The following is a 21639-nucleotide window of genomic DNA, read 5'->3' on the forward strand; positions in this document are numbered from 1 at the left end:
GTGTCTTTCCTCAGCCCAGGTTGACGCGTTTGCCGCGGATCACGGCGTCTTCCTCGGCGCCGACGAAGCTCTGGCGCCCCTTGACCACCACCGTCTCGGTGGCTTCCAGCACCATGTGCGTCGCCTTGACCGTCTCCACCCCGTCCACCGTCCGGGTGACGCTGCGCGCCTGTTGGAGCAGCCGGTCGATCACCGAATGGACCAGCGTCGCCACCGCCGTCAGCCGGCCGACCGTCGCCGCCGCTTCGTCATACAGCACGGTCAGCCGCCGGCCGGCGGCCTTCAGCGTGGTGGCGTCCAACTGCGCGTCCTCCGCCCTCAGGGTCAGGCGGGGCGCCTGGATCAGCAGGCTGCCGGCGTCCGCCACCGCGATCTCCGCGGGTGCGGAGGCCGCGCCGCGGTCCAGCACCGCCAGGATATAATTCTCCCCCCCGAGGTCGGCGGTCAGCACGCGGTCGCCCGCGCCGGGCACCAGCAGGCAGGAGGCGGCACGGCGGGCGACCGTCATCCGGCCCCGGCACTCGACCAGCCATTCACCCTCGCGCCCGCCGGTCAGGATGCCGTCTTCCAGGCGGGGTCCCATCATCGATGCCGTCTTCACCGTTGCCGCGTTCAGCGGCTCCGCGAATTCGCCCTGCATGTGTCCCATGGTTCCTACCCCCTGCCAGCGGTTCCCGGCCGCCGCCGGGGAATGAAACTCTGTGCATCCAGCTTTTCGGCGTCGGTGTCGAGTGCCTTGCGGCGGTTGGTGCCGGCCCACAGGGCGCCCGTATCGGTCAGCCCGTGCAGGTCCGCCAGCGCGACCGTGCAGCCGCTGAGGTCGGCGCCGCTGACGTCGGCGTTGGCCAGCGATGCGGCATCGAGCTTCGACCCGGCGAACACCGCGCCGCCGGCGCGTGCGCCGGTGAATTGCGCCTGTTCCAGGTTGCAGCGCGAGAGGTCGGCGCCGGTCAGCAGCGCGCCGGAGAAGTTGGATTGGGCAAGCATGCTGCCGGAGAGGTCGGCGCCGGTCAGGTCGGCCTCGTCGAACAGGCAGCGCATCGCCTGGACGCCACGCAGCCGGGTGCTGCGCAGGTTGGATTTGGAGAACAGCGACTGGGTGATGTCGGCGCCGGTCAGGTCGACCCCCTCCATGTCGCTTTCCATCACCGTGCATTGCCGCAGGCTCAGCCCGGCCAGTGACAGCCCGCGCAGGTTGGCCTTCAGCGCGGCGATGGCGTGGAAGCGGGTGCCGGCGAAGCGCAGCCGGGTGAAGTCCGGCTCCGTCAGCGTCATGAAGGACAGTGCCGCCCCACTGACGTCCATGCCGTCCAGCCGGCAGGTCAGCATGGTGCAATTGTCCATCGCCGCGCCGCGGAAGCTGACCCCGCCGAGGTCGCAATTGGCGAAGTTGCAGCGCGACAGGGTGGCGCCAGTGAAATCGGCCCCCGCCAGCGCGCATTCGACGAACATCACGCCGTCCAGCCGGGCGCCGCGGAAATCCGCGCGCTCGAACCGGCTGAGGGTGAAGACCGACAGCGACAGCCCGGCCTGCGACAGGTCGGCGTCCCCGCAATCGCACTGCACCAGCGTCATCTTGTTCCAGCGGCCGCGGGCCATGCGGGCGCCTGCGAGCCGCACCGAATTCAGCATGGCGACGTCGTAGGCTTCGCCGGCGAGGTCGGCGCCGGACAGGTCGCAGCCGTTCAGGCAGCGGTGGACGTCCACCGCGTCGCGCATCACCGATCGGGGATCGCCGCCCCGGTGCAGGCCCATTCCCATCATGCCCGTCACCATGGCTTCTGCCGGGTGAAGATGGTGCGGCCGATCCGTGCGCCCTCCAGCACCGCATCGGTCAGGTCGGCATTGTCCAGCATCGCCGAATAGAGGTTGGCCCCGGTCAGGTCGGCGCCGGTCAGCAAGGCGCGGCGCAGGATCGCCTCCATCAGGTTGGCTCCATAGAGATCGGCTCCGGTCAGGTTGGCGCCGCCCAGATTGGCGCGGACCAGCGACGCGCCGCTCATCCGCGCGCCGCTCAGGTCGGCATCGCCGAAATCCGCCTCGTTCAGCCGCGCGCCGGTGAAATCGGCCCCGCGCAGGTCGATGCCGTGCCACGCCGATTTCGTGCCGTCGGCGTCGCTGGCGTCGGCGCCGGCCAGCATGGTGGTGCCGCCGACGATCAGGGTGGCGATTTCGGCCTGCCGGAAGCGGGCACCCGCCATCCGCACATTCAACAGCTGGGTGCGCGCCATGCGGGCGCGTGAGAAGTCGGCCTGCTCGGCCCGGGCGTCGATCAGCACCGCCCCGTCCATCACCGAGCCGGTCAGGTCGGCGCCGGTCAGGTCGGCCTGCAGCAGGGTGGCGCCGGCAAGATCGGCCCCGGCCAGCCGGGCGCCGCGCAGGCTGGCGTCCAGCGCGAACAGCTTGCCCAATGTGCAGCGCGACAGGTCGGCCCCGTCCAGGCAGGCTTCCATCGCATTCACCCCGGCCATCGCCGATCCGGCGAAGACCGTTCCCGTCGCCCGGACCCTGGCGAGGTTGGCCCCGGTCAGGGAGCATCCCGCCAGCGACGCGCCGTCGAGCAGCGTCTCCACCAGCACCGCGCGGTCGAGGATGCAGCCGTCGAGCCGGGCGCCGCGCAGGTCGGCCCGCTCCAGCAGGATGCCGGTCAGGTCGAGCCCCGACAGGTCGGCCCCGGCGAGGTCCGCCCCCGCCAGGTCGCGCCCGGCCAGCGGCTCCCCCGCCGCCTTCCAGGCCAGCGCCTGCGCCCCCAGCCGCGCCGCGGTCTCCGGCAGCATCGGCTGCATCGGCATGGTGGCGACGGGCGCATGCAGCCTTGCGGTCGCCATGGCGATGCGGGCCTTCTCCGCCCCGTCTTCGATCGTCGCCACCGGTCCCGGCCCCAGGAGGTCGGCGTCGAGGTCGAGCCCGGCCAGGAAGTCCAGCGGCGCCGCCGCTGCGGCTCCGGCGCTGCGGCGGTCCGGCGGCAGCCAGCTGGCGCGGGTCAGCGCGTCGGGCCATTCCCGCTCGGCGCGGGCAGCACGCTGTTCGGCGCTTTCCTCCTCGCCGGGCCGGGGAAGGCCGGCGGCGTGGCGCTGCTCCGCCAGCTGGGCTTCGGCCTCCGCCCGCTTGGCGTCGGCGAAAACGCGTGCCTCCTTCCCCTTTTCGTCGGCCCAGGCCATCAGGGCGACCAGATCGACCTCGTCCGCGATGTCGGGAGCGGTGGGAAAGCCCATGTCCTTGCGCCCGATCACCGGCTGCGGCACCACCACCGGCCGGCCGTCGCGGTCGACCGCGCCGTCCGCATCCAGCTTGGCCTGGATGTCGGCGACACGGCGGTTGGCCGCTTCCTGCATCCGCGCCACCTCACGGTCGATGGCGGAGTCGTGGCGGGCCCGCTTGGCCGCCTCGGCCTCGGCCGACGGCGGCGGGGAGAGCTGGTGGTCGGCCAGCGCATGCAGGTATCCCTGCTTGGGATCCAGCCGCAACGCCATGATCTCTTCGTAATAGGCGGTCGGGCGCGGGGGATCGGCGGCGCGTTCCCAGGCCAGCATCAGCGTCCTGACGTCCCGGCCGTCCATGTCCGTCACCTCGATGGCGCCGCGGAACAGCAGCGCGCCGAGCGACGCGTTGGGGAACAGCCAGGCGGTGTCGATGGTCAGCGGTACGTCGAGCCGCCGGGCGATGCCGTCGCGCACCACCTCCAGCAGGCAGCGGCAGCGGATCGCCGGTAGCCGGCCGCGCTGCACGCGGTCGCGCGGGTGCATGCCGGTGATCGAGAACGCCTCCCCGCCCGACAGGTAGCCGCCGAGCCACTGGTCGCGCGGGGCGGCGTTGAACAGGCTCCAGTCGACGTCGGCGGCCAGCGCCGGGAAACGGGTGTCGAGCCAGTGGCGGTCATAGGTGCCGGCGCGGGCCATCCGCTCGCTCCATGCGAGGTCCAGCGGGCCGAGCCCTGCCGGCGGCGGCCGGTCGCCGGGACGCAGGATCGGCTGGCGCGCGTCCTCCACATTGGGCAGCCGCACCGGCACCGTGCTTCCATGCAGCTCGGCGAGGCCGGTCAGGCCGATGCCCACCGGGTTGCGCGGGTCGGACGGGCCGCCGAAGGCGTGCGGGTAGTCGAGCGGGATGCTGTCGAAGGGCAGCGGCTCGCTGATCGAGAAGCCGCCGGCCCCCGGCATCCACATGCGGTCGCCGAACACCAGCAGCCGCTTGTCCACCGTCCCCAGGGCGAGGTTCACCTCGGCGACCCGGTTGCCATGCGCCGGATCGGCGAAGGCGGATCCGGCCACCAGCACCTCGCCGAAGGGCTTCGGCATGCCGGCGTCGAGCACGGTTTCGCCGATGGCGGGCATCGCCGTCTTCCAGAAATCCACTTCCGCCGTCAGCTGGCCGGGGTCGGCGAAGGAGAAGGGGGCGATGCCGGTGACGGCGAACAGCGTCTTGGGCGGCACCGGGAAGACCCGGGTCAGCAGGCTGAGGCAGGCCGGCTTGATGATGCGCATGATCTGTCCGGTCCCCGTCAGGTGAGCAGCTGGACCGGGGTGGTGTTGGCGGTGACCGTCGAGTTGTTGACGGTGGCGCCGCCGGCATTGTTCGCGTTGACGCCGGCCGTGTTGCCGGCGGCGACGGCGTTGTTGGCTTCCACGGCGGCTCCGTTCCTCATGGTGACGAAGGCGCCGTCGTCCTGTTCGATCTTGTAGCCGAAATAGATGTCGATGGCACCTCCCAGGAACAGCGCGAAGACGCCGGCCACCGTCAGCTCCACCTTCAGGCCGGCGGAGATCTCGGTATCCGCCGACAGCGAGATCGCCAGCGAGGCGCCCAGCCGCAATTCCATGCTGCCGCCCATGAAATAGTCGCGGGTCTGGCCGTGATAGGTCGAGGTCGACAGGCCATAGGTCTCGTCCCAGCTGTCGCCGTCATGGACCGACTTGGCATAGCCCTTCTGGTAATCGTCGGTGTCGCCGTAGGTTTCCGACTTCGCGTTGCCGCTGGTGTAGCCATAGGAATAGCCGTACATCGCCTCGCGGGCCTCGCCGTAGAAGACATCCTCGGTGGAGCCGTAGAACAGCGAGTTGTCGGCGCCCCAGTTGGTCGAATTGCTGTTGCCGACGAAGGTGTTGTTGTAGTCGCCGTTCACGTAGACGTTCTGGTTGCCCTCGATGAACAGGAACTCGCTGCCGCCGACATAGCGGTAATCGTTGCCGGCGACCCGGACCTGGCGGTCCTTGTCGACCACCTCGTGCAGGTCGCCGTCGGTGTAGTCCAGCCGCTTGCCGCGGGCGGTGAAGGCCATCATCGGCGCGTCGGGATTGTCGTCCAGGACGATCTCCTGGAACTTCTCCGCATAGTCGCCGCTCCCGCCTCCGCCGTCGCCGCCTCCCGGCCGCACCTTCGACCGGATGACCGAACGCCAGCGGTTGGTGGACGGATCGGGATGCACCGCCTGCCTGCCGTCCTTGCACGACTCGTCGTCGGGATTGTCCTTGAACTCGTCGTAGGTCGGGATGGAGAAATACTTGCCCGATGGAAACGGCCCCATGTTCAGGCCGTTGTATCCCTTGATGTCGTGGGTGAAGAAGGGACCGCCGTCGGCGTCGTTGGCGATGTTGTCCTTCCATCCGTCGTCGGGATAGGGGGCCAGCGCCTCCAGCCCGTCCTTCACGTTGGCCAGCTTGGCCTGGACGGTCTCGGTGCCGGTCGGGTTGTAGACGGTGTGGCGGGCGTCGTTGGTGTCGGAGGCGACGCTGGCGATCACGATGGGCCGGTGGGTGACGTCGGTCGGGTAGATCAGGACGACGGTGTCGCCCTGCCGCGGGGTGAAGCGGGCGCCGAAATTGTCGCCGACCCAGAATTGCGCGACGTCGGCCAGGATCGGGCCGCTGTTCTCTGGCAGCATGGTGGGCCGGACATAGAGCCGCCCGCCCTCTTCCGGCTCCGCGCTGACGACGGTGGCGAGTTCGACCTGTGACATGGCGCTTCCTTCCTTGCGGTCCCGGTCCGTCGGTTACAGGTCGCGGGCGTTGTTCTTGCGGGCCAGAAGCTCGCCGAAGGGGGCGATGTGGTTGTCGTCGATATCCAGTTCGTCTGTCGGCATCAAGGGGACGTAGCGGCAATCGATGGGGAAGGCGACGAATTCGTTGGAATAGCCGTCGCGGTCGATCTGGTGGCGGATGCGCTTCACCACGAAATCGCCGTTCAGGTCGGCCCTGGTCGCCCCCGTCGTCCGGACGCTGTAGCCGGGGCACAGCAGCGGGCAATGGCTGCGGGCGCGCATCACATGGGCCGACGCCTCGAAGGAGGCCTGCCGGCGGTCGCTCAACGCCTCAAGATGGTCGGCGCTGGTGGCGTTGCCGTGCGCCCATTCATAGCGCAGGTCGTAGGGATCGCGGCCGTCCGTGACGGCCGGGCGGCGCAGGATGGCGTTGGTGTTGACCGGGATGGTGATCAGCCGGCTCGGCACCACGCGGCGCTCCAGGCTGCAGCATTCGATCTCGTCGGGGCGGAAGCGGCGGGTGCCGGTGTAGGCGTGGTTCAGGGTGACGCCGCAGCTCTCGAACGGCATGCCGTAATCCTGGACGATCAGCGTGTGCTGCCGCTGCCCGTGCCGGTAGAAGTAATAGACCCCTTCGTCCGCCATGATCCGGCGGACGAACTGGAAGGAGGAGCAGTTGTTCTGCGTGTAGTGCCGGAACTTCGGAAAGCTGCCCGCCACCAGGAAGCTGCGGTCGGCGATGCCGTGGCGGTCCAGCACCTCCTCGACGATGTCGATCACGGTCTTGTTGGTGAAGACCCAGCTGCAGCGCGTCATCCGCAGCAGGCTGAAGGCCGGGACGATGCGGATGTTGTAGAAGGCGTTGCGCGGGTTGTCGCCCAGGAAGGTCGCCGACAGCACGACGCCGCTGAAATGGCGCTCCGGCATGGTTTCCGCCCGCAGGGTCAGCGTCGCGGGCATGGTCAGCAGCGGCCGGAGGTCCAGCGTGTGGTCGGGCGATGCAATGATGACGTCGAAGGCATAATCGCCGAACAGCGCCTCCTCGCCGTCCAAGCCGACGATGCCGAAATCGCTGCCGATCCCGTCGAGCGTCAGGGTCATGTCGAGCTGGTTCATTGCTGTCCACCCGTGCTCATATGGCCGTTCACAGGGCGCCCGTCCCGGTCCAGGACGGCCCGAACAGGATGCCGCGTCCGCTCCGCCTTTCGGCGTCCCCGCTTCCGCCCTCGCTCCCGCCCTCGCCCCCGCTCCGGGTCCGCAGCTGCGACGTCCAGCCCAGCCGGGCACCGGTCCGGCTGCTCAGCATGGGCGGCGGCAGCGCGTCCTGCGTCGGCTGCAGTTCGATCTCCAGGTCGAGCGCGCGGTCGCCGATGCAGAAATGGCCGAGTTCGCACAGGGCGGCGAAGCCCTCGCCGTCCGGCAGGAACCGCGCGACCTGATCGCCGGTCAGTGGCCCCAGCACCAGCCGGACACGCGAATCCTGCTGCCATACCCGTGTGCCGGCCATGACGTCGCGGCCGAGCCGGTTGTTCCGGCCGTTCCGGCCGAGGGTGGTGCGGTCGCGGGCATCCACCGTCTGCCAGGCGCCGATCAGCTTGCGCCCGGTCACCGGCACGCCGAAGATGGCGGAGACCAGGCTGCACAGCGCGGCCAGCGACCGCGGCCGGTGGGTCAGCATCCCGGCATGCTGGAGCAGCGAATGGTCGGCCACGCCCATGCGGTCGCGCAATCCCGGCGTGCCCAGCCCGATCAGGCTGAACAGGTAGCGCGCGGTCGCCGTCCGGTGGGGCGGGGTGCGCTCGAAGCCGGTGCGGTGCCTGCGGCGGATCTGGTAGAGCAGGGCGATCAGCCGATGCTCGAAGATGCCGAGGAAATCCTTCATCCCGCGGTCGCGCCGGCTGCTCCGCTCCAGCAGCAATTGGCTGTAGGGCGGCGGCAGCGGCCCGTGGGCGCCGGACAGGCCGAGGAAGCTGGTGGAGACCTGATATTGCCCGCCCTCCTCCTCCGGCGGGCTGACCGACAGCACGTCGGACGCCGGGAAGGCCTGCGACGGCACATGGACGAAGCGCAGCGGCTCCTGCGCCGGCATCGCGCCGACGCCGACCGGGGCGGCGTCGGGTCGCATCGTCTCGATCAGGTTGACGACCTGATAGAAGTCGAAGCGGTAGGATTCCGCGGCCAGCTGCTGCTCGACGGTCGGCATGGGGGGCCTGGCCGGAGGCTTGCCCGGGGAGTTGCCCGGGGAGGCGGCCGGGCCGTCGGTGCGGGGATCGCTCATACCAGCCCGCCCGCGCCTTCACGGATCGGCCATTCGCGCAGGATCCCTTCGCGCTGGACGCTGCGGATCGCGAGCTGGGTGAAGGAGTTCATCGAGGCATGCACCGCGAAGAAACGGTCCAGCACGCCGGCGAAGGGGAAGATGCTGGACCCCACATAGTTGCGCTCATCGAAGGTCAGGACGATCTCCGACCCCCGGCAGAAGCCGCGCCAGGCATCCGCCCCCAACCGCCGCACCACCGGATTGACCGCCATGGCGCGGATGCCGTCGATCTGCTGCTCGACCACCGCGGCATGGGCGAGGTTGAAGACCCGCAGGATCTCCTTCAGCGCGTCGAGCCGCTGCGGCGCGTTGCCGAAGGACAGGCGGTTGACCGCCAGCGTCGACACCAGCCGCCACAGCGTCTGTCCGTGGGCCGGCGGCGACAGCTGGCGCGACGGCTTGGTCAGCAGCAGGATGCGCGATGCCGGCACCGTCTCGTCGGTCTGCAGCACGCTCAGCGCCGTCATGCGCTCGGCAAGGCCGCGGTTGGTGCAGGTGACGTCGGCATAGGCGATCTTGTCGGCGACCTGCGAGGGGTGGAAATCGAGATCGACCAGGCTCAGCAGCATGTCGGTGCCGGACTGTCCGGGGGCGGATGCCGACAGCCGACGCGCCAGCCAATAGACGTCGCGGTCGGCCTGCGCGGCGGGATCGCCAGATTGCCGGGAAGCCGGCCCGCCCTCTTGATGATCCAGCGCGAAATAGGGCTTCACCGCCTGCGGCCGGGGGCGGCCGGGGCTGATCAGGTGGACGGCGTCGATGCTGTGGATCTCGGTCGTCGCCTCGCGCCGCAAATCGGCGATCACCCGGTAGTCCGGCTGGCGGTGGGTGATGCGGATCGGATCGCTGGTGCGCTTGAACAGGTTGATGACCGGGACGCAGCCCAGATGGAAGCTGTTGGCGTCGATGGCGACGTTGCGCTTGGGCATGTGCGAGAAAAGCAGCGCGATCCGCAGCGTTTCGCCCGCCGGACGCCGGTCCAGCCCGGTCAGGTCGAAGAAATAGAACTTGTCGGGAAAGGTGAAATATTCCTGCAGCAGCCGATGCGGCGTGCCCACCATGTCGCTGCCGGGCAGAACCGTCTCGTCATCCTCCAGCCCGACGAAGCGCAGGCTGTCCGGCGGCAGGACCACCGTGCGGCCCGTGCTCCCGCCGATCAGCGCCACCCCGGCCAGCCGGGTCGCCAGCATCTCGAAGATCTGGCTGGCCTGCACGCGGTCGCCGCCCATGAAGAAGCGCAGCCGGTCGAGCGGCAGGCTGTTCAGCGAGGCGCCCGCCCCGGTGACGCTGATCTCGATCGCGCCGGCATAGCGGCCTTCGCCGTCGGGCAGTTCGTAATCCAGCATGTTGCCGGGATGGGCATCGACGACCCGCACCGGCTGGAGGTCGAGCGGCCAGGCGGTGCGGAAGCGGCACGGCACGCCTTCGCCGGTCTCGGCATAGAGCGGCAGATCCTTCGGTATCACCGTGCCGGCGGACGGCCCGCCGTCGGTGCCGACGACGAATTTGGCGATCGCCATCGACGGAACCGGCGCCATCAGCTGCGGGAACAGCACGCTCAGCAGGCTGGCGGGAATTTCCAGGAATTCGGAATCGAGGTTGTGCTGAAGGCGGGCGACCAGATAGGCGAAGGATTCGATCATCCGCTCGACATGGGGATCGGCCGACTCGTCGGCCCCGAACTCCAACCGGTTGGCAACCTTGGGGTATTTCGCCGCGAACCAGCGTCCTTCGCGGCGCAGGTAGGCGATCTCGCGCAGATAGTGCGGTAGAAGGGGATCCTGTTCCTCACCGGCCATGCCCGACCTCCGCTTGACCGTCGCCGTCGAGATAGATGGCGAAGGAAACCGGCAGCATGATACGCGCGAAACGCATCAGCGCCGACAATTCCATGGCGACCCTGCGGTTCTTCAGCGTCGCCCAGTCGACCGCGACCGTGACCGAGGTCAGCCGCGGTTCGAACGCCGTGACGGTCGCCGCGATCTCCTGCGCCACCGCCAGCAGTTCCTCGCGGTTGCGCTCGCCCGACCGCCCGACATCCGGCCCGCCGTAATCGACGGTGCTGCGGAAGGGGGCGGCATAATCCGACCTGACCGACAGGGGCGCGCGGGTGTTGAGAAGCCACGACAGCTCGCGCGAGATCGAGTCGAGCATGCCGCGCTCATCGACGACACGGAACGGCGCAGGCTCCGCCGTCCGTTCCGGCTCGTCGTCGACGAGCCGTTCGAACAGCAGAGCCCGCCCCTTGGGCGCGCGTCCCGGATAAGGCAGATGTGGCCTGGACGGCGACACGGTGGATTAGGCCGCCTTGTTCTGCGCCAGATCCCAGCCGGCCGACACCGAACCGTCCTTGGTGCCCTGGTTGTTGTACAGGCTGTAGGTCCACTTGATGGAAGTGTAGTTCAGGGTCACGGTCTCCTGCGGGAGATCCTGGCCGCGACGCGACACGTTCTTGACCGACGACACATAGACGTCGGTGATCTCCACTTCCCAGAACAGCTCGAACTTGCCTTCCAGGGTGCGGGCGTAATAGAGCTGGACCTTGCCGAGATCGACGCCCTTGGAGCAGGCTTCCAGCAGCTTGGCCGAGGCCTTGTCCAGATATTTGTTGATGATGATGTCGCCATGCTGCGAACGGCCGCGGGTGCGCGAGTTGCCCGACTTGTCGAAGGTGACCGGCAGGGTGATCTCATGCTCGACCGCGATCAGGTCGATTTGCTTGGCGTGACCGTCCAGGGTCGACTCGCCTTCGATGGCGAACTTGTCGCCGATCTTCATGATGATGGCGTCCATATCTCTGGCCTCCTAGGGATTGTCGGTTCGTTCGATGAAGGGGAGGCGGCGCGCCCCGTCCGCCCGGGTCGGACGGAGGGATGCGCGCCGGGGACTGGTCAGAGCGACGCGGCCGGGGTCGGCAGCTCGGCGACCAGACGGATCGAGGTGGTCAGCTCTTCCAACTGGAAGTGCGGGCGCAGGAACACGGTGGCGCGATAGGCACCCGGCTTGCCGGGCACCTCGAACACGTCCACGCGGGCCTCGCGCAGCGGCAGGCGGGCCTTGGTCGGGTGCGACGCCTGGTCGTCCAGGTTCACGTACTGGGCGATCCAGGTGTTCAGGAACTTCTGGATGTCGGCACGCGACTGGAAGGAGCCGACCTTGTCGCGCATGATCGCCTTCAGGTAATGGGCGAAGCGTGACGCGGCCATCACATAGGGCAGGACCGCCGACAGCCGGGCATTGGCGTTGGCCGAGTCGGTGTTGTAGATTTTCGGCTTGTTGACCGTCTGGCCGCCGAAGAAGGCGGCGTAGTCGGTGCCCTTGCAGTGGATCAGCGAGATGAAGCCGAGGTCGTTCAGCTCCTTCTCGCGGCGGTCGGTGATCGCGACCTCGGTCGGGCACTTCAGCGCGATATCGCCGTTGTCGGTCTTGAAGCTGTAGGCCGGCAGGCCTTCCACCAGGCCGCCGCCCTCGACGCCGCGGATGGCCGCGCACCAGCCGTACTTGGAGAAGGCGTCGGTGATGCGGGCGCCCAGCGCCCAGGCGGCGTTGCCCCAGACGAACTTGGAATGATCGGCGCCGTCCACGTCCTCGGTGAAGTTCACGCCTTCGACCGGCTTGGTGTCGGGACCATAGGGCAGGCGCATCAGGATGTGCGGCAGCGCCAGCGTGACGTAGCGGGAATCCTCGCTCTCACGCAGCGACTTCCACTTGGCCAGTTCCGAGCTCTCGAAGATCTTCGACAGGTCGCGCGGGTTGCCCAGCTCGGCGAAGCTGTCCATGTCGAACAGGCGCGGCGACGCGGCGGAGATGAAGGGCGCATGCGCGGCGGCGGCGACCTGCGACATGGACTTCAGCAGTTCCATGTCCTGCGCGTTGCGGCCGAACTCGTAGTCGCCGATCAGCATGCCGTAGGGCTGGCCGCCGAAGGTGCCGTATTCGGCCTCGTAGATCGCCTTGAACAGCGAGCTCTGGTCGAATTCCGAAGCCTTCTCGAAATCGGCCAGCAGTTCCTTCTTCGAGGCGTTCAGGAAGCGCAGCTTCAGGGTCGGGCCGGTCTCGGCGCGGCTGACCATGTAGTGCATGCCGCGCCAGGTGGCTTCCAGCTTCTGGAGGTCCGGCTCGTGCAGGATCTCGTTCAGCTGGCCGCTGATCAACTCGTCGATCTCGGCGATGCGCGCCTTGATGACGGCGGTTGAATCCTTGCTGACGCTGACGCCGCTGTCGATGACCTGGGCAATGAACTGCCCGATCAGATCCTTCGCATGGGCCGTCTGCGACACGTCGCGGGCCATCTTGCCTTCGGTCAGGATGCGGTCGAGGATCGACCCGCTCTCCATCTCGGTCTTCACCAGCATGCCCTGGGCATCAAGGGTCTCGTTCGCCATTCTATTCTCCGGGTCCCGGTGGTGCAGGTTCGAGTGTCTGGAGCGCGTTATTCGTCGTCCGCCGGCGTCGCGGCCGGAGCGGCGACGGCAGCCTGCGGGCCTTCCAGCGCGCCGCGCAGGGCGGACTGCTGGTCGCTGCTTTCCATGACCGACACCAGCAGGGCGTTCAGCTCGTCGTTGCCTTCGAGCTTGGCGAGCAGGTCGTTCAGCCGCTCGCGGGCGTCATAGAGGCGGCGCAGCGGCTCGACCTGCTTGATGATGGAGACCGGGTCGAAGTCTTCGAGCTTGCTGAAGCGCAGTTCGACATTCATGCGGGAGCCGTCGCCCGCCAGGCGGTTTTCCACCTGCAGCGGCAGGCGGGGAGCCAGCGAAGCCAGCACGTCGTCGAAATTGTCGTTGTCGATCTCGACGAAGCTGCGGTCCTTCAGCTTCGGCAGCGGCTTCTCCGGCTTGCCGGCGGCGTCGGCAAGGATGCCGACGATCAGGGGCAGTTCCTTGTTCTGGACGGCATCGCCGATCTCGACGTCATAGGTGATCTGGACGCGAGGCGGACGGACGCGGTCCAACTTGTGCTGAAGGCTGTCGCTCATTCTAGGGTCACTCCCGCTTCAAGAGTTGGTGTCAACCGCGACAACGGCAATGTCGATAAACTCACCGTCAGTGGTTGTAGTGCCGGCTGGCTACAATTCGATGAAAATCGATTCCAAATAAAACAAAAGCTGCCTGAGATATCAATTCAAATCAAGGCAAAGAAGAAGGTTAATTTTTCATTCATAATCCATTGGAGCAGACTGGACCTATCCGCGTAAAGAGTGCGGATTCCCTTATCCTATACGACGATATGAAATCGAGAAAGGGTATCCCATGAATATGGTATGATGGCATTTTGCTGCTGTAATCCGTTCATGATGTTTCGCTTGTGCGCTCCATTCATTTTGCCTTGTTATGTCTCTGCAACATCATGGAAGAGGTTGTAAAAATCTGCAGGACTCTCCTCGACGCCCGTTCCGATTCGCTTGTTCTTCAACTGGCGAACTTTGCTGGACATCTATGAGAAGTTGTAGGTGAAGCCGATGTCGTTGACGTCGACATCGATGGCCGTGAAGGGCAGGTCGTCGACCATCCGGCGCAGGATCCCGTCGGACAGTTCGGCCAGCAGGGTTTCGGTCAGCACGGCATCGATGGAGCGGGCTCCGCTGTCCACCTCGTTGGCGCGGGCGACGATGGCGTCGATCGCCGCCGGGCTGACGGTCAATTCCGCCCGGTGATTCTCGCGCATCCGTCTCTGGATCCTGGCCAGCTTCAGCCGTGCGATCTCGCCGATCTCCCGCGGGGTCAGCGGGAAGAAGGGAACGACCGTCACCCGGCCCATGAAGGCCGCCTTGAAGTGGCGTGTCAGATAGGGGCGGACGATGTCGGCCAGATCGGCGGGATCGGGCTTGGCGGTGGCGCGCAGGCAATGGTCCATCACCGCGTCCGACCCCAGGTTGGAGGTCATGAAGATGACGGTGCTCTTGAAATCGACGACCTCGCCTTCGCCGTCCTCCAGCGTGCCCTTGTCGAACACCTGGTAGAACAGTTCCGTCACGTCGGTGTGGGCCTTCTCGATTTCGTCGAGCAGCACGACGCTGTAGGGTCGCCGCCGCACCGCCTCGGTAAGGACGCCGCCCTCGCCATAGCCGACATAGCCCGGCGGCGCCCCCTTCAGGTTGGAGACGGTGTGCGCCTCCTGGTATTCGGACATGTTGATGACGACCATTTCGCGGGTGCCGCCATACATCAGCTCGGCGATGGTCGCGGCGGTCTCGGTCTTGCCGACCCCGCTCGGTCCCACCAGCATGAAGACGCCGGTCGGACGGTCGGGCTCGGACAACCCGGCGGATGCGGTGCGGATGCGCTTGCAGATGACGTCCAGCGCGTCGTTCTGGCCGATGATCCACTCGGCCATCCGGGCGCGCAGGTCGAGCACGCCCTTGATGTCGTCGCGCACCATCCGGCCCGCCGGGATGCCGGTCCAGCCGGAAATCACCGAGGCGACGGCGGCGCTGTCGACGCACAGCGGCACCAGCGGGCTCTCGCCCTGCAGCGTTTCCAGTTCGCCGGTCAGGCCGGTCACGCCCAGGCGCAGCCCGTCGATCTCGGCGCGGGCGATCTCGTCCCGTTCGGCGAGTTCCGACTTCTCGTAGATGCCCCGGCGCAGCTGGCGGATGCGGCCGACCAGCAGCGACTGGGCGTCGAAGGCCTGTTGAAGAGCAGCCTGTTCGGCCTGCAACGCCGTGCGGCGGGCGATCAACGCCTCGATGCGGTCGGGATCGCCGATGCCGACATTGCGCTCGCGGCGCAGCAGCGACAGCTCGGACTCGATGGTCATCAGCTCATGGCCGATCGCCTCGATGGCGGGCGGCGTGCTGCTCTGCCCGACGGCGACGCGGGCGCAGGCGGTGTCCAGCACGCTCAGCGACTTGTCCGGCTGCTGGCGGCCCGACAGGTAGCGCGACGACAGATGCACGGCGTCCGTCACCGCCTGATCGGTGATCGTCACGTTGTGATGGGCTTCCAGCCGCGGCAGCAGGGCCCGCATCATCCGCACCGTGTCGGCGTCGGACGGTTCGGGCACCTTGACCACCTGGAAACGGCGGGCCAGCGCCGGATCCTTCTCGAAATACTTCTTGTATTCGGCCCAGGTGGTGGCGGCGATGGTGCGCAGCTCGCCCCTGGCCAGCGCCGGCTTCAGCAGATTGGCCGCATCGCCCTGTCCGGCCTGTCCGCCGGCGCCGATCATGGTGTGCGCCTCGTCGATGAACAGGATGATCGGCACCGGCGACTTGCGCACCTCGTCGATCAGGCGGCGCAACCGGTCCTCGAACTCGCCGCGCACCCCGGCGCCGGCCTGCAGCAGGCCCAGATCCAGCGTGCGGACGGCGATGCGGCGCAGCGGTTCAGGGACATCGCCCGCCACCACCTTCTGGGCGAAGCCCTCGACGATGGCGGTCTTGCCGACGCCGGGCTCGCCGGTCAGGATCGGGTTGTTCTGGCGGCGGCGCAGCAGGATGTCGACCAGCTGGCGGATTTCCCCGTCGCGGCCGATGATCGGATCGATCCGCCCGCTCCGCGCCGCGGCGGTCAGGTCATGGGTGTAGGTGTCGAGCGCCGAATCCGATGCCGGCGGCGCGGTCCCACCCGCGTCAGCCGCGGCGTCGGCGGCGGAAGACGCCGCCCGTCCGGTTGCCGTGCCTTCGCCGGTGCCGGCGGCGCACAGCGGCTTCAGGTCGGCCTTCAGCCGGTCGAGCGGCAGCCGGGCCAGCGCCGGGGCGCGGCTGGACAGCGGTCCCATCGCCGACTGGTTCTCCAGGATCGCCAGCAGGACCGCACCGGAGCGGATCTGCTGTTCGCCCAGCGTCAACGACGAGATCATCCACGCCGATTCCAGCACCTTCGGCAGATCCTGCGAGAAGGTCGGCGTGCGGGTGGAGCCGCGCTTGAACTCGTCGATGACCAGCGACAGCTCGCTCTGGATGGCGCCGGCCGTCGCGTCGTACTGGTGGAGGATGGCGCCGACGTCGGACTGGCGCGCGTCCAGCAGCTTCACCAGGAAATGCTCGATCTCGACATGGAAGTTGCTGCGGGCGACCGCCAGCGCCGCCGCCTCTTCCAGGGCGCGGCGGCAGGTGGCGTTCAGCTTGTTGACCAGAAACTTCATTTCCATGCTGTCGGCCCTTTGCGTGGCGGTCGGTTGGCGGTCATGGCCGGACGGTCGTATGATCGGGGTGTGATCGGGGTCAGAAGCCGGCGACGCGGATATCGGGGAAACGGGTCGGGAAGACCGGGATGCCGCGGACCGGCGGCTTGCCCTCGGCGCCGGCCTTCACCCTGGCGGCGATGAAGACCACGGCGTCCTGCGGGGTGACGCCGGTCAGGCTGCGGGTCGGCACCGCGACGCGGACCACCTGCTGGCCGCGCAGCGTCGGGTCGGCCAGCTCCGGGTTCGCGATGCCGCGGCCGACCAGCAGGCGGAGCAGCGACCATGGTCCCTTCTCGACGATGATGGCGCTGTCGCCGTCGACCATCGGCGCACCCGGCCGGTTCGCCTCGCGATATGGCCGTTGGTTGGACCCCGACGCCCAGCGCAGGCGCAGTTCCACCGGCTCCGAATAGGACCATTGCAGGGTCCGGCCGCCGGCGGTGCTGGCGGTCGAGGCGCCGGCCTTCATCGCCCATTCGATGATCTGGTCGCCGCCGATCTCGTTGATGCGGTTGACGCCGAAGGTGATGTCGGCGGTCAGCCGCATCGTGCCCGACCCGGCCGGATCGACGATGTCGGCGAAGAAGGCGCGGGCGGATTCGATCTGATCGACGAAGCCCTTCAGCGGCGAAATACGGCCCTTGGCGGCGGCCAGCTCCTTGTCGATGCGCGGCTTCAGCTCGTCGTACAGCGCGTAGAAGCGGCGGATGTCGGCCGGGTCGGCGTCGGGCGCGGTCGGCGCCTGCTGCGGCGTGACGAAGGGGAAATGCCCGGCCAGCAGCTGGTTGAAGCTGTTGCCCAGCTGTCCCATCGCCATCTGCACCTGCTGGTTCTGGAACATGGAGCAGCGGTCGTTCAGCTGTCCCATCGCCCGGATATGGACGCGGGCGAAGTAATCCCCGCCGCCGACGGTTCCCAGCCGTTCGGCCAGCACGTCGCGGCAATTGTCACGCCCCACCGCATTACCGACGAACAGGACGAACTTCTCCAGTTCCGACAGCGAGTTGTTCGGGATTTGCTGGTCGTAGCGGTCGAGCGCCCCGAGAATGTCCCGCCAGTCCTGCGCGGTGCGGTCGATGCCGAGCGCGCCCAGCCGGTAGGGATCCTTGATGTAGTCGAGCGCCGGCTTGGCGTAGGAGCGCGCCAGCACGCGGATGCGCTGGCGGGCCGCACCCAGCAGGGCGGCCAGCTCGCCGCCGTTGGCGGCGCTGTAGGCGCGGGTGAAGGCGCCGGGCTCGCCGTCCCAGCGGGCGGTGTTCTCGGTCAGCGGGCGGTAGGGATCCTCCGATGCGATGATGCCGCTGACCCGCTTCAGGATCTGGACGCTCTGGGCGCTCAGCAGATCCTCGAGATTCCTGGTCGCTCCCGGCTCGGCATGCGGCCGGATGCCGTCTGTCAGCTCCTGCACGGCCGGTGCCACGGTCAGGAAGGACGCCACCTGATCGGCCAGCGCCCGGTCGCTGACCACCGCCGGCCCCTTCTCCTCTCCCTCCGACACCGAAACGGCGCGGGCCGACAGGGTCAGGACGTTGGACACCATGCGGCGCCCGGCGGCCAGACGCACCGCGGCGTGCAGCGGCTTGGGGAAGTCCGACAGCCGCTGCGCCACATAGGCCGAATAATCCTCCCGCAGCTGCTTGGCCTGGTTCAGCAGGCTGGTGTCCCAGACGAACTGGCTCCCTTCTCCGGGGGTCGGGAAGGGCGCCTGTCCCATGTCGGTCATGAAGCCCTGGGACAGCAGCACGTCGATCGGGTCGAACAGCTCGAGGAAGCGGTTGCTCAGCTGGAAGGGCGCGCCGGCCTGCCCCTGCATGAACACGCGGCCGACCAGGGGCATCTCCAGCCCGAGCATCTCCTCGCGCAGGGCCAGCGACCGGGTGGCGAGGGTGCGGGAGATGTCCTCGAACGTGTCGTTCGACAGCAGCACGGACACGGCGATGCGGCCAAGCAGCGTTTCGATCTCCTTCGGGATCGTCGGCTCCGGTGCCAGCAGCCAGCCATTCACCGACGCCTCGGCGGCGGACCGCAGCTGGCGATAGGAATATTGCAGCTCCTGGATGTCCTTGGCCGAGATGTGGTTGGTCACCGCGTTGGCGCGCAGGTCGCGAACCTGCCCCTCCAGCCGCTTGGTCCAGAAGGCCAGCCCGTTGCGCGCGAACAGGTCGTCGTAGAGATCCTCGGCGAACTGGCGGGCACCGACCCCGGCGGCGGCCTGCAGCGGATCGACGTTGATCTCCTGCAGGTTGGCCTCACGGATGGCGGCGGACCGGAACCGCTCGTTGTCCTTCAGGATCGACGGCGGCGACACGCCGAAGACATATTGGGTCAGGCTGGCCAGGTCGGCGAAGGAGCCCGAGCGGCGCAGGCGGTCGTAGCGGTCGAGATTCTCGCGCAGGGCCGACAGATGGTTGATGTAGCCCGACAGGCGCTGATAGCCCGGCAGCTGCTCGATCGAGCGCGGGGCGGCGCGGGAATCCATGTTGACCGACCGGCCGGCATCGCCGCCGCCGGTCGCGACCGCTCCGCCGGGGCCGGTCCCGCTGACGGCGCCGCTCAGCTGCTGCAGCAGGCCGCTGCGCAGCGGCTTCAGCATCATGCGGTCGGCGGCGATGCCGACGAGCCGTTCCATGTTGCCGTCGACGCCGCTGAACAGCGAGGTGGGGAATAGCGGCGTCGACAGGTCGTCGCGCTCGACCAGCACGATGGAGGCCAGCAGGCGGCTGATCGTCAGCGGGTCGGCGGCGGGCTCGGCACCCAGGCTGCCCAGCTTCGCCCGCTCCTCGAAGCGGATGATGTCGCGGCGGGTTTCCTCCACCGTGGTGTCGACGATCCGCACGCGGTCGGCCAGGGCCGCGCTTTCATAGATGGTGACGGCGGTCAGCGCGGCGGCGGTGCCGGCCAGCGTCGCCTGGGCCAGCCGGGTGCGCCGGGTCGAGACGTAGAGCGCGCGGGAGATCGGTTTCGCCAGCCCGGTTTCCTGGAAGATCTTGCGGTCCAGCAGGTCGCGGACGAAGGCGATGGACGGCACGCCGCCCTGTTGGCCGGCCAGCGCTGCGCGATCCTCCGACCAGGGCGAGCGGGCGGGGGCGGACAGCACCGGATAGCGGTCGGCCACCTCGGCCATGGCGCCGGTGAAATAGACGCCGCGCAGGACGAAGACCTCGTGATAGGCGGTCGGCATGAAGATGCGGGTCAGGAACTGCTCCATCGGGCGGCGCAGCGCGCGGAAGCTCTCCGGCAGCAGGGCCATCCGCCCCCAGCGGTCCTTGACCGACGGGTTGAGGTACAGGTCGGTCTCCAGCGCGCCGATGTCGCCCAGCGTCTCGTCGAAGATCTCGTTGATCCAGCGCGGGTTGTAGGCCGCCTCGACGCCGTAGGGGCTGGACCAGCCAAGCATGCCCAGCGAAAAATCGGCCGGCAGCGCCGCGCAGAATTCCGGGAAGCCGTCGAGAGCGTCGCACTGGGTGACGATCACATAGATCGGGAAGTTGATTTCGAGCAGCTTCTGGAGTTCCCAGAGCTGGTTGTGCAGCGTCTCGGCCTTCTGCAGCAGCGCGTTGCTGCCTTCCGCCCCCTGGTCCAGCAGGTCGCGCGCCGACACCGACAGGATCAGCCCGTCCAGCGGCCGCTGCGGCCGGCTGGCCTGGAGCAGCTTGATGAAGCGGCGCCAGCCGGTGCCCTGCGGTGCGCGTCCGCCGGTCGACAGCACCGTCCGCCCGGCGACGTCCAGGACGATGGCGTTGTCGTAGAACCACCAGGAACAACTGGCGCCCGCCTGCGGCAGCGTGCCGGGATCGGCGAAGGGGCGGTGGATCGGGGCGGAGGCGAACAGCGTGGTCTTGCCGGCCCCGGTATCGCCGATGGAGACGAACCAGGGGATCTGGTAGCGGAACTGCCGGTTCGGAACATGGCGCTTCAACAGGTCGAGCACGTCGGCGAAGGAACGCTCCAGCGACGCGGTGGACACGCCGTCGGGCAGCACCGCGAACCGCTCGATCTCGGCCGCCGCTGGCACCACGGCCGCCGTGGCGCCGGCAGCCGGCCGCTGAGCCCGGAACTGCCGCGACAGCACGCGCCGGCGGATCAGCGCCGCGACCATGGTCACCAGCAGATAGAGGGAGGCCAGAACCAGCAGCAGCAGCAGGATGGCGGCCACATAGGGCCAAACCGGGTTGATCACCGTCATGGCCGGCTGGAACAGCCGCCAGATGCTCGTCATCAATTCGGCCATGTGATCCCCAGATTCTCGATGGCGGCACGGGCACCGGCCAATTCGTCGGCGATGGACCCGACGCTGACGAGCCAGATGGCATGGGTTACGAGCAGGAAGAGCGCGACGACGCCGACGATCGCCAGATACCAGGAGCGCGCCGTCGGCAGCAGCTTGGGCCTCGCGTCGCTGATCAGCCGCTCATAGGCCCGTCCGCTGGGCTTGGCCGGCGGCGTCCGCCCCTTGGTCAGCAGGCGGTGCAGGCGTAGCTGGTAGTCGGCGATGGCGACGGCCGCATTGCCGTCGGTCGAGCGGAACTTGCCTTCGAATCCGAGGCCCAGCGTGGCGAGATAGACCGCGGCGAGGTCGGCGTTTCCGCCGTCGGGCTGATGGAACAGGCGGTCGATCCGCTGGAACAGCGCCTCGCCGGCGACGTAGGAGTTGAACAGACGCTGTTCCAGCAGCACCGATTTCCAGGCGGAACGGCCCGGCCAGTCGAGGCTGAGGAACACGTCGTCGGCCAGCGCCGCCATCGCATATTTGGCCTCGCCGTAGAGCGCGGCGGTGAAGGCCCCGCCCATGCGCGCGATCTCCAGCCCCAGTTGTTCCAGCATCATCAGCAGATGGTCGGACAGGTCGGCGGCGAGCTGCGCCGGACCGCCGACCGCCGAGGTGACCGGGGCGTGGCCGTGATAGGCCTGGATGCCCCCGGCGGGTCCGGCCGCCTGATCCGCCGGCCCCGCCGGTCCTGCCGGCGGACCGCTCATCGCGGCCGCGACCATGGCCGGCATGGCGTTTGCCGACCCTGGCCCCGTCCCCGGTCCTGCCGCTGGTCCCACCCCCGGCCCCGCCATCGGCCCCACGTCCGGCTGACGGAAGAAGGATGTGGCCGGCATCGTGCCGGCGGCCAGCGCGCGGGCGCGGCATGCCAGCAGCTCGGCGTAGAAACGCCGGAACGCCGTCATGACGGAGGTATTGCCGTACTGGATGCTGTCCATGCGTCAG

Annotated in this window: 14 protein-coding genes; all 14 read right to left on the reverse strand. The window is 68.3% G+C overall.

The features are described 5' to 3' along the window. Positions 1-10: 10 nt before the first annotated feature. Positions 11-640 (reverse strand): DUF3540 domain-containing protein, encoded by a 630-nt coding sequence (locus AL072_RS16035; protein ID WP_052710132.1) that lies wholly within the window; start codon positions 638-640, stop codon positions 11-13. A 14-nt stretch (positions 641-654) separates the two neighbouring features. Beyond that, positions 655-1764, reverse strand: a complete 1110-nt coding sequence (locus tag AL072_RS16040) for a pentapeptide repeat-containing protein (protein WP_158511072.1) — start codon at positions 1762-1764, stop codon at positions 655-657. A 5-nt stretch (positions 1765-1769) separates the two neighbouring features. Further along, on the reverse strand, positions 1770-4484 hold the full coding sequence (locus AL072_RS36005) for a DUF2169 family type VI secretion system accessory protein (protein ID WP_052710131.1): 2715 nt from the start codon (positions 4482-4484) through the stop codon (positions 1770-1772). 17 nt (positions 4485-4501) lie between these two features. Next, positions 4502-5956 (reverse strand): phage baseplate assembly protein V, encoded by a 1455-nt coding sequence (locus AL072_RS16050; protein WP_045583206.1) that lies wholly within the window; start codon positions 5954-5956, stop codon positions 4502-4504. A 33-nt stretch (positions 5957-5989) separates the two neighbouring features. After that, on the reverse strand, positions 5990-7093 hold the full coding sequence (locus AL072_RS16055) for a type VI secretion system Vgr family protein (RefSeq protein WP_045583205.1): 1104 nt from the start codon (positions 7091-7093) through the stop codon (positions 5990-5992). 28 nt (positions 7094-7121) lie between these two features. Beyond that, the gene (tssG, locus tag AL072_RS16060) at positions 7122-8255 is read right to left on the reverse strand and encodes a type VI secretion system baseplate subunit TssG (RefSeq protein WP_052710130.1); all 1134 of its coding nucleotides are present in this window, start codon (positions 8253-8255) and stop codon (positions 7122-7124) included. Next, a complete protein-coding gene (gene tssF, locus AL072_RS16065) occupies positions 8252-10096 on the reverse strand; it encodes a type VI secretion system baseplate subunit TssF (RefSeq protein ID WP_045583204.1) in 1845 nt (614 codons plus the stop codon). Before tssF ends, tssG begins: the two co-directional genes overlap by 4 nt. Further along, positions 10086-10589 carry a type VI secretion system baseplate subunit TssE gene (gene tssE, locus AL072_RS16070; RefSeq protein WP_045583203.1) on the reverse strand — a complete coding sequence of 168 codons (504 nt, stop codon included), beginning with the start codon at positions 10587-10589 and terminating at the stop codon, positions 10086-10088. Before tssE ends, tssF begins: the two co-directional genes overlap by 11 nt. Before the next feature lie 6 nt (positions 10590-10595). Next, complete coding sequence (locus tag AL072_RS16075; protein ID WP_045583202.1) at positions 10596-11090, reverse strand: Hcp family type VI secretion system effector; 495 nt, start codon at positions 11088-11090, stop codon at positions 10596-10598. Positions 11091-11188: 98 nt separating this feature from the next. Continuing rightward, positions 11189-12682: a type VI secretion system contractile sheath large subunit gene (gene tssC, locus AL072_RS16080; RefSeq protein WP_045583201.1), complete on the reverse strand. Its 1494-nt coding sequence runs from the start codon at positions 12680-12682 to the stop codon at positions 11189-11191. Positions 12683-12729: 47 nt separating this feature from the next. After that, on the reverse strand, positions 12730-13272 hold the full coding sequence (tssB, locus tag AL072_RS16085; protein ID WP_045583200.1) for a type VI secretion system contractile sheath small subunit: 543 nt from the start codon (positions 13270-13272) through the stop codon (positions 12730-12732). Positions 13273-13730: 458 nt separating this feature from the next. After that, the gene (tssH, locus tag AL072_RS16090) at positions 13731-16388 is read right to left on the reverse strand and encodes a type VI secretion system ATPase TssH (protein ID WP_045583199.1); all 2658 of its coding nucleotides are present in this window, start codon (positions 16386-16388) and stop codon (positions 13731-13733) included. A 73-nt stretch (positions 16389-16461) separates the two neighbouring features. Then, entirely contained in the window at positions 16462-20643 is a 4182-nt protein-coding gene (locus AL072_RS16095) for a type VI secretion system protein (RefSeq protein WP_158511073.1), read from the reverse strand. Continuing rightward, on the reverse strand, positions 20643-21632 hold the full coding sequence (locus AL072_RS16100; protein ID WP_052710129.1) for a DotU family type IV/VI secretion system protein: 990 nt from the start codon (positions 21630-21632) through the stop codon (positions 20643-20645). Before AL072_RS16100 ends, AL072_RS16095 begins: the two co-directional genes overlap by 1 nt. Between the last annotated feature and the right edge of the window lie 7 nt (positions 21633-21639).

The organism is Azospirillum thiophilum, from assembly GCF_001305595.1.
GTDB classification, from domain to species: Bacteria; Pseudomonadota; Alphaproteobacteria; order Azospirillales; family Azospirillaceae; genus Azospirillum; species Azospirillum thiophilum.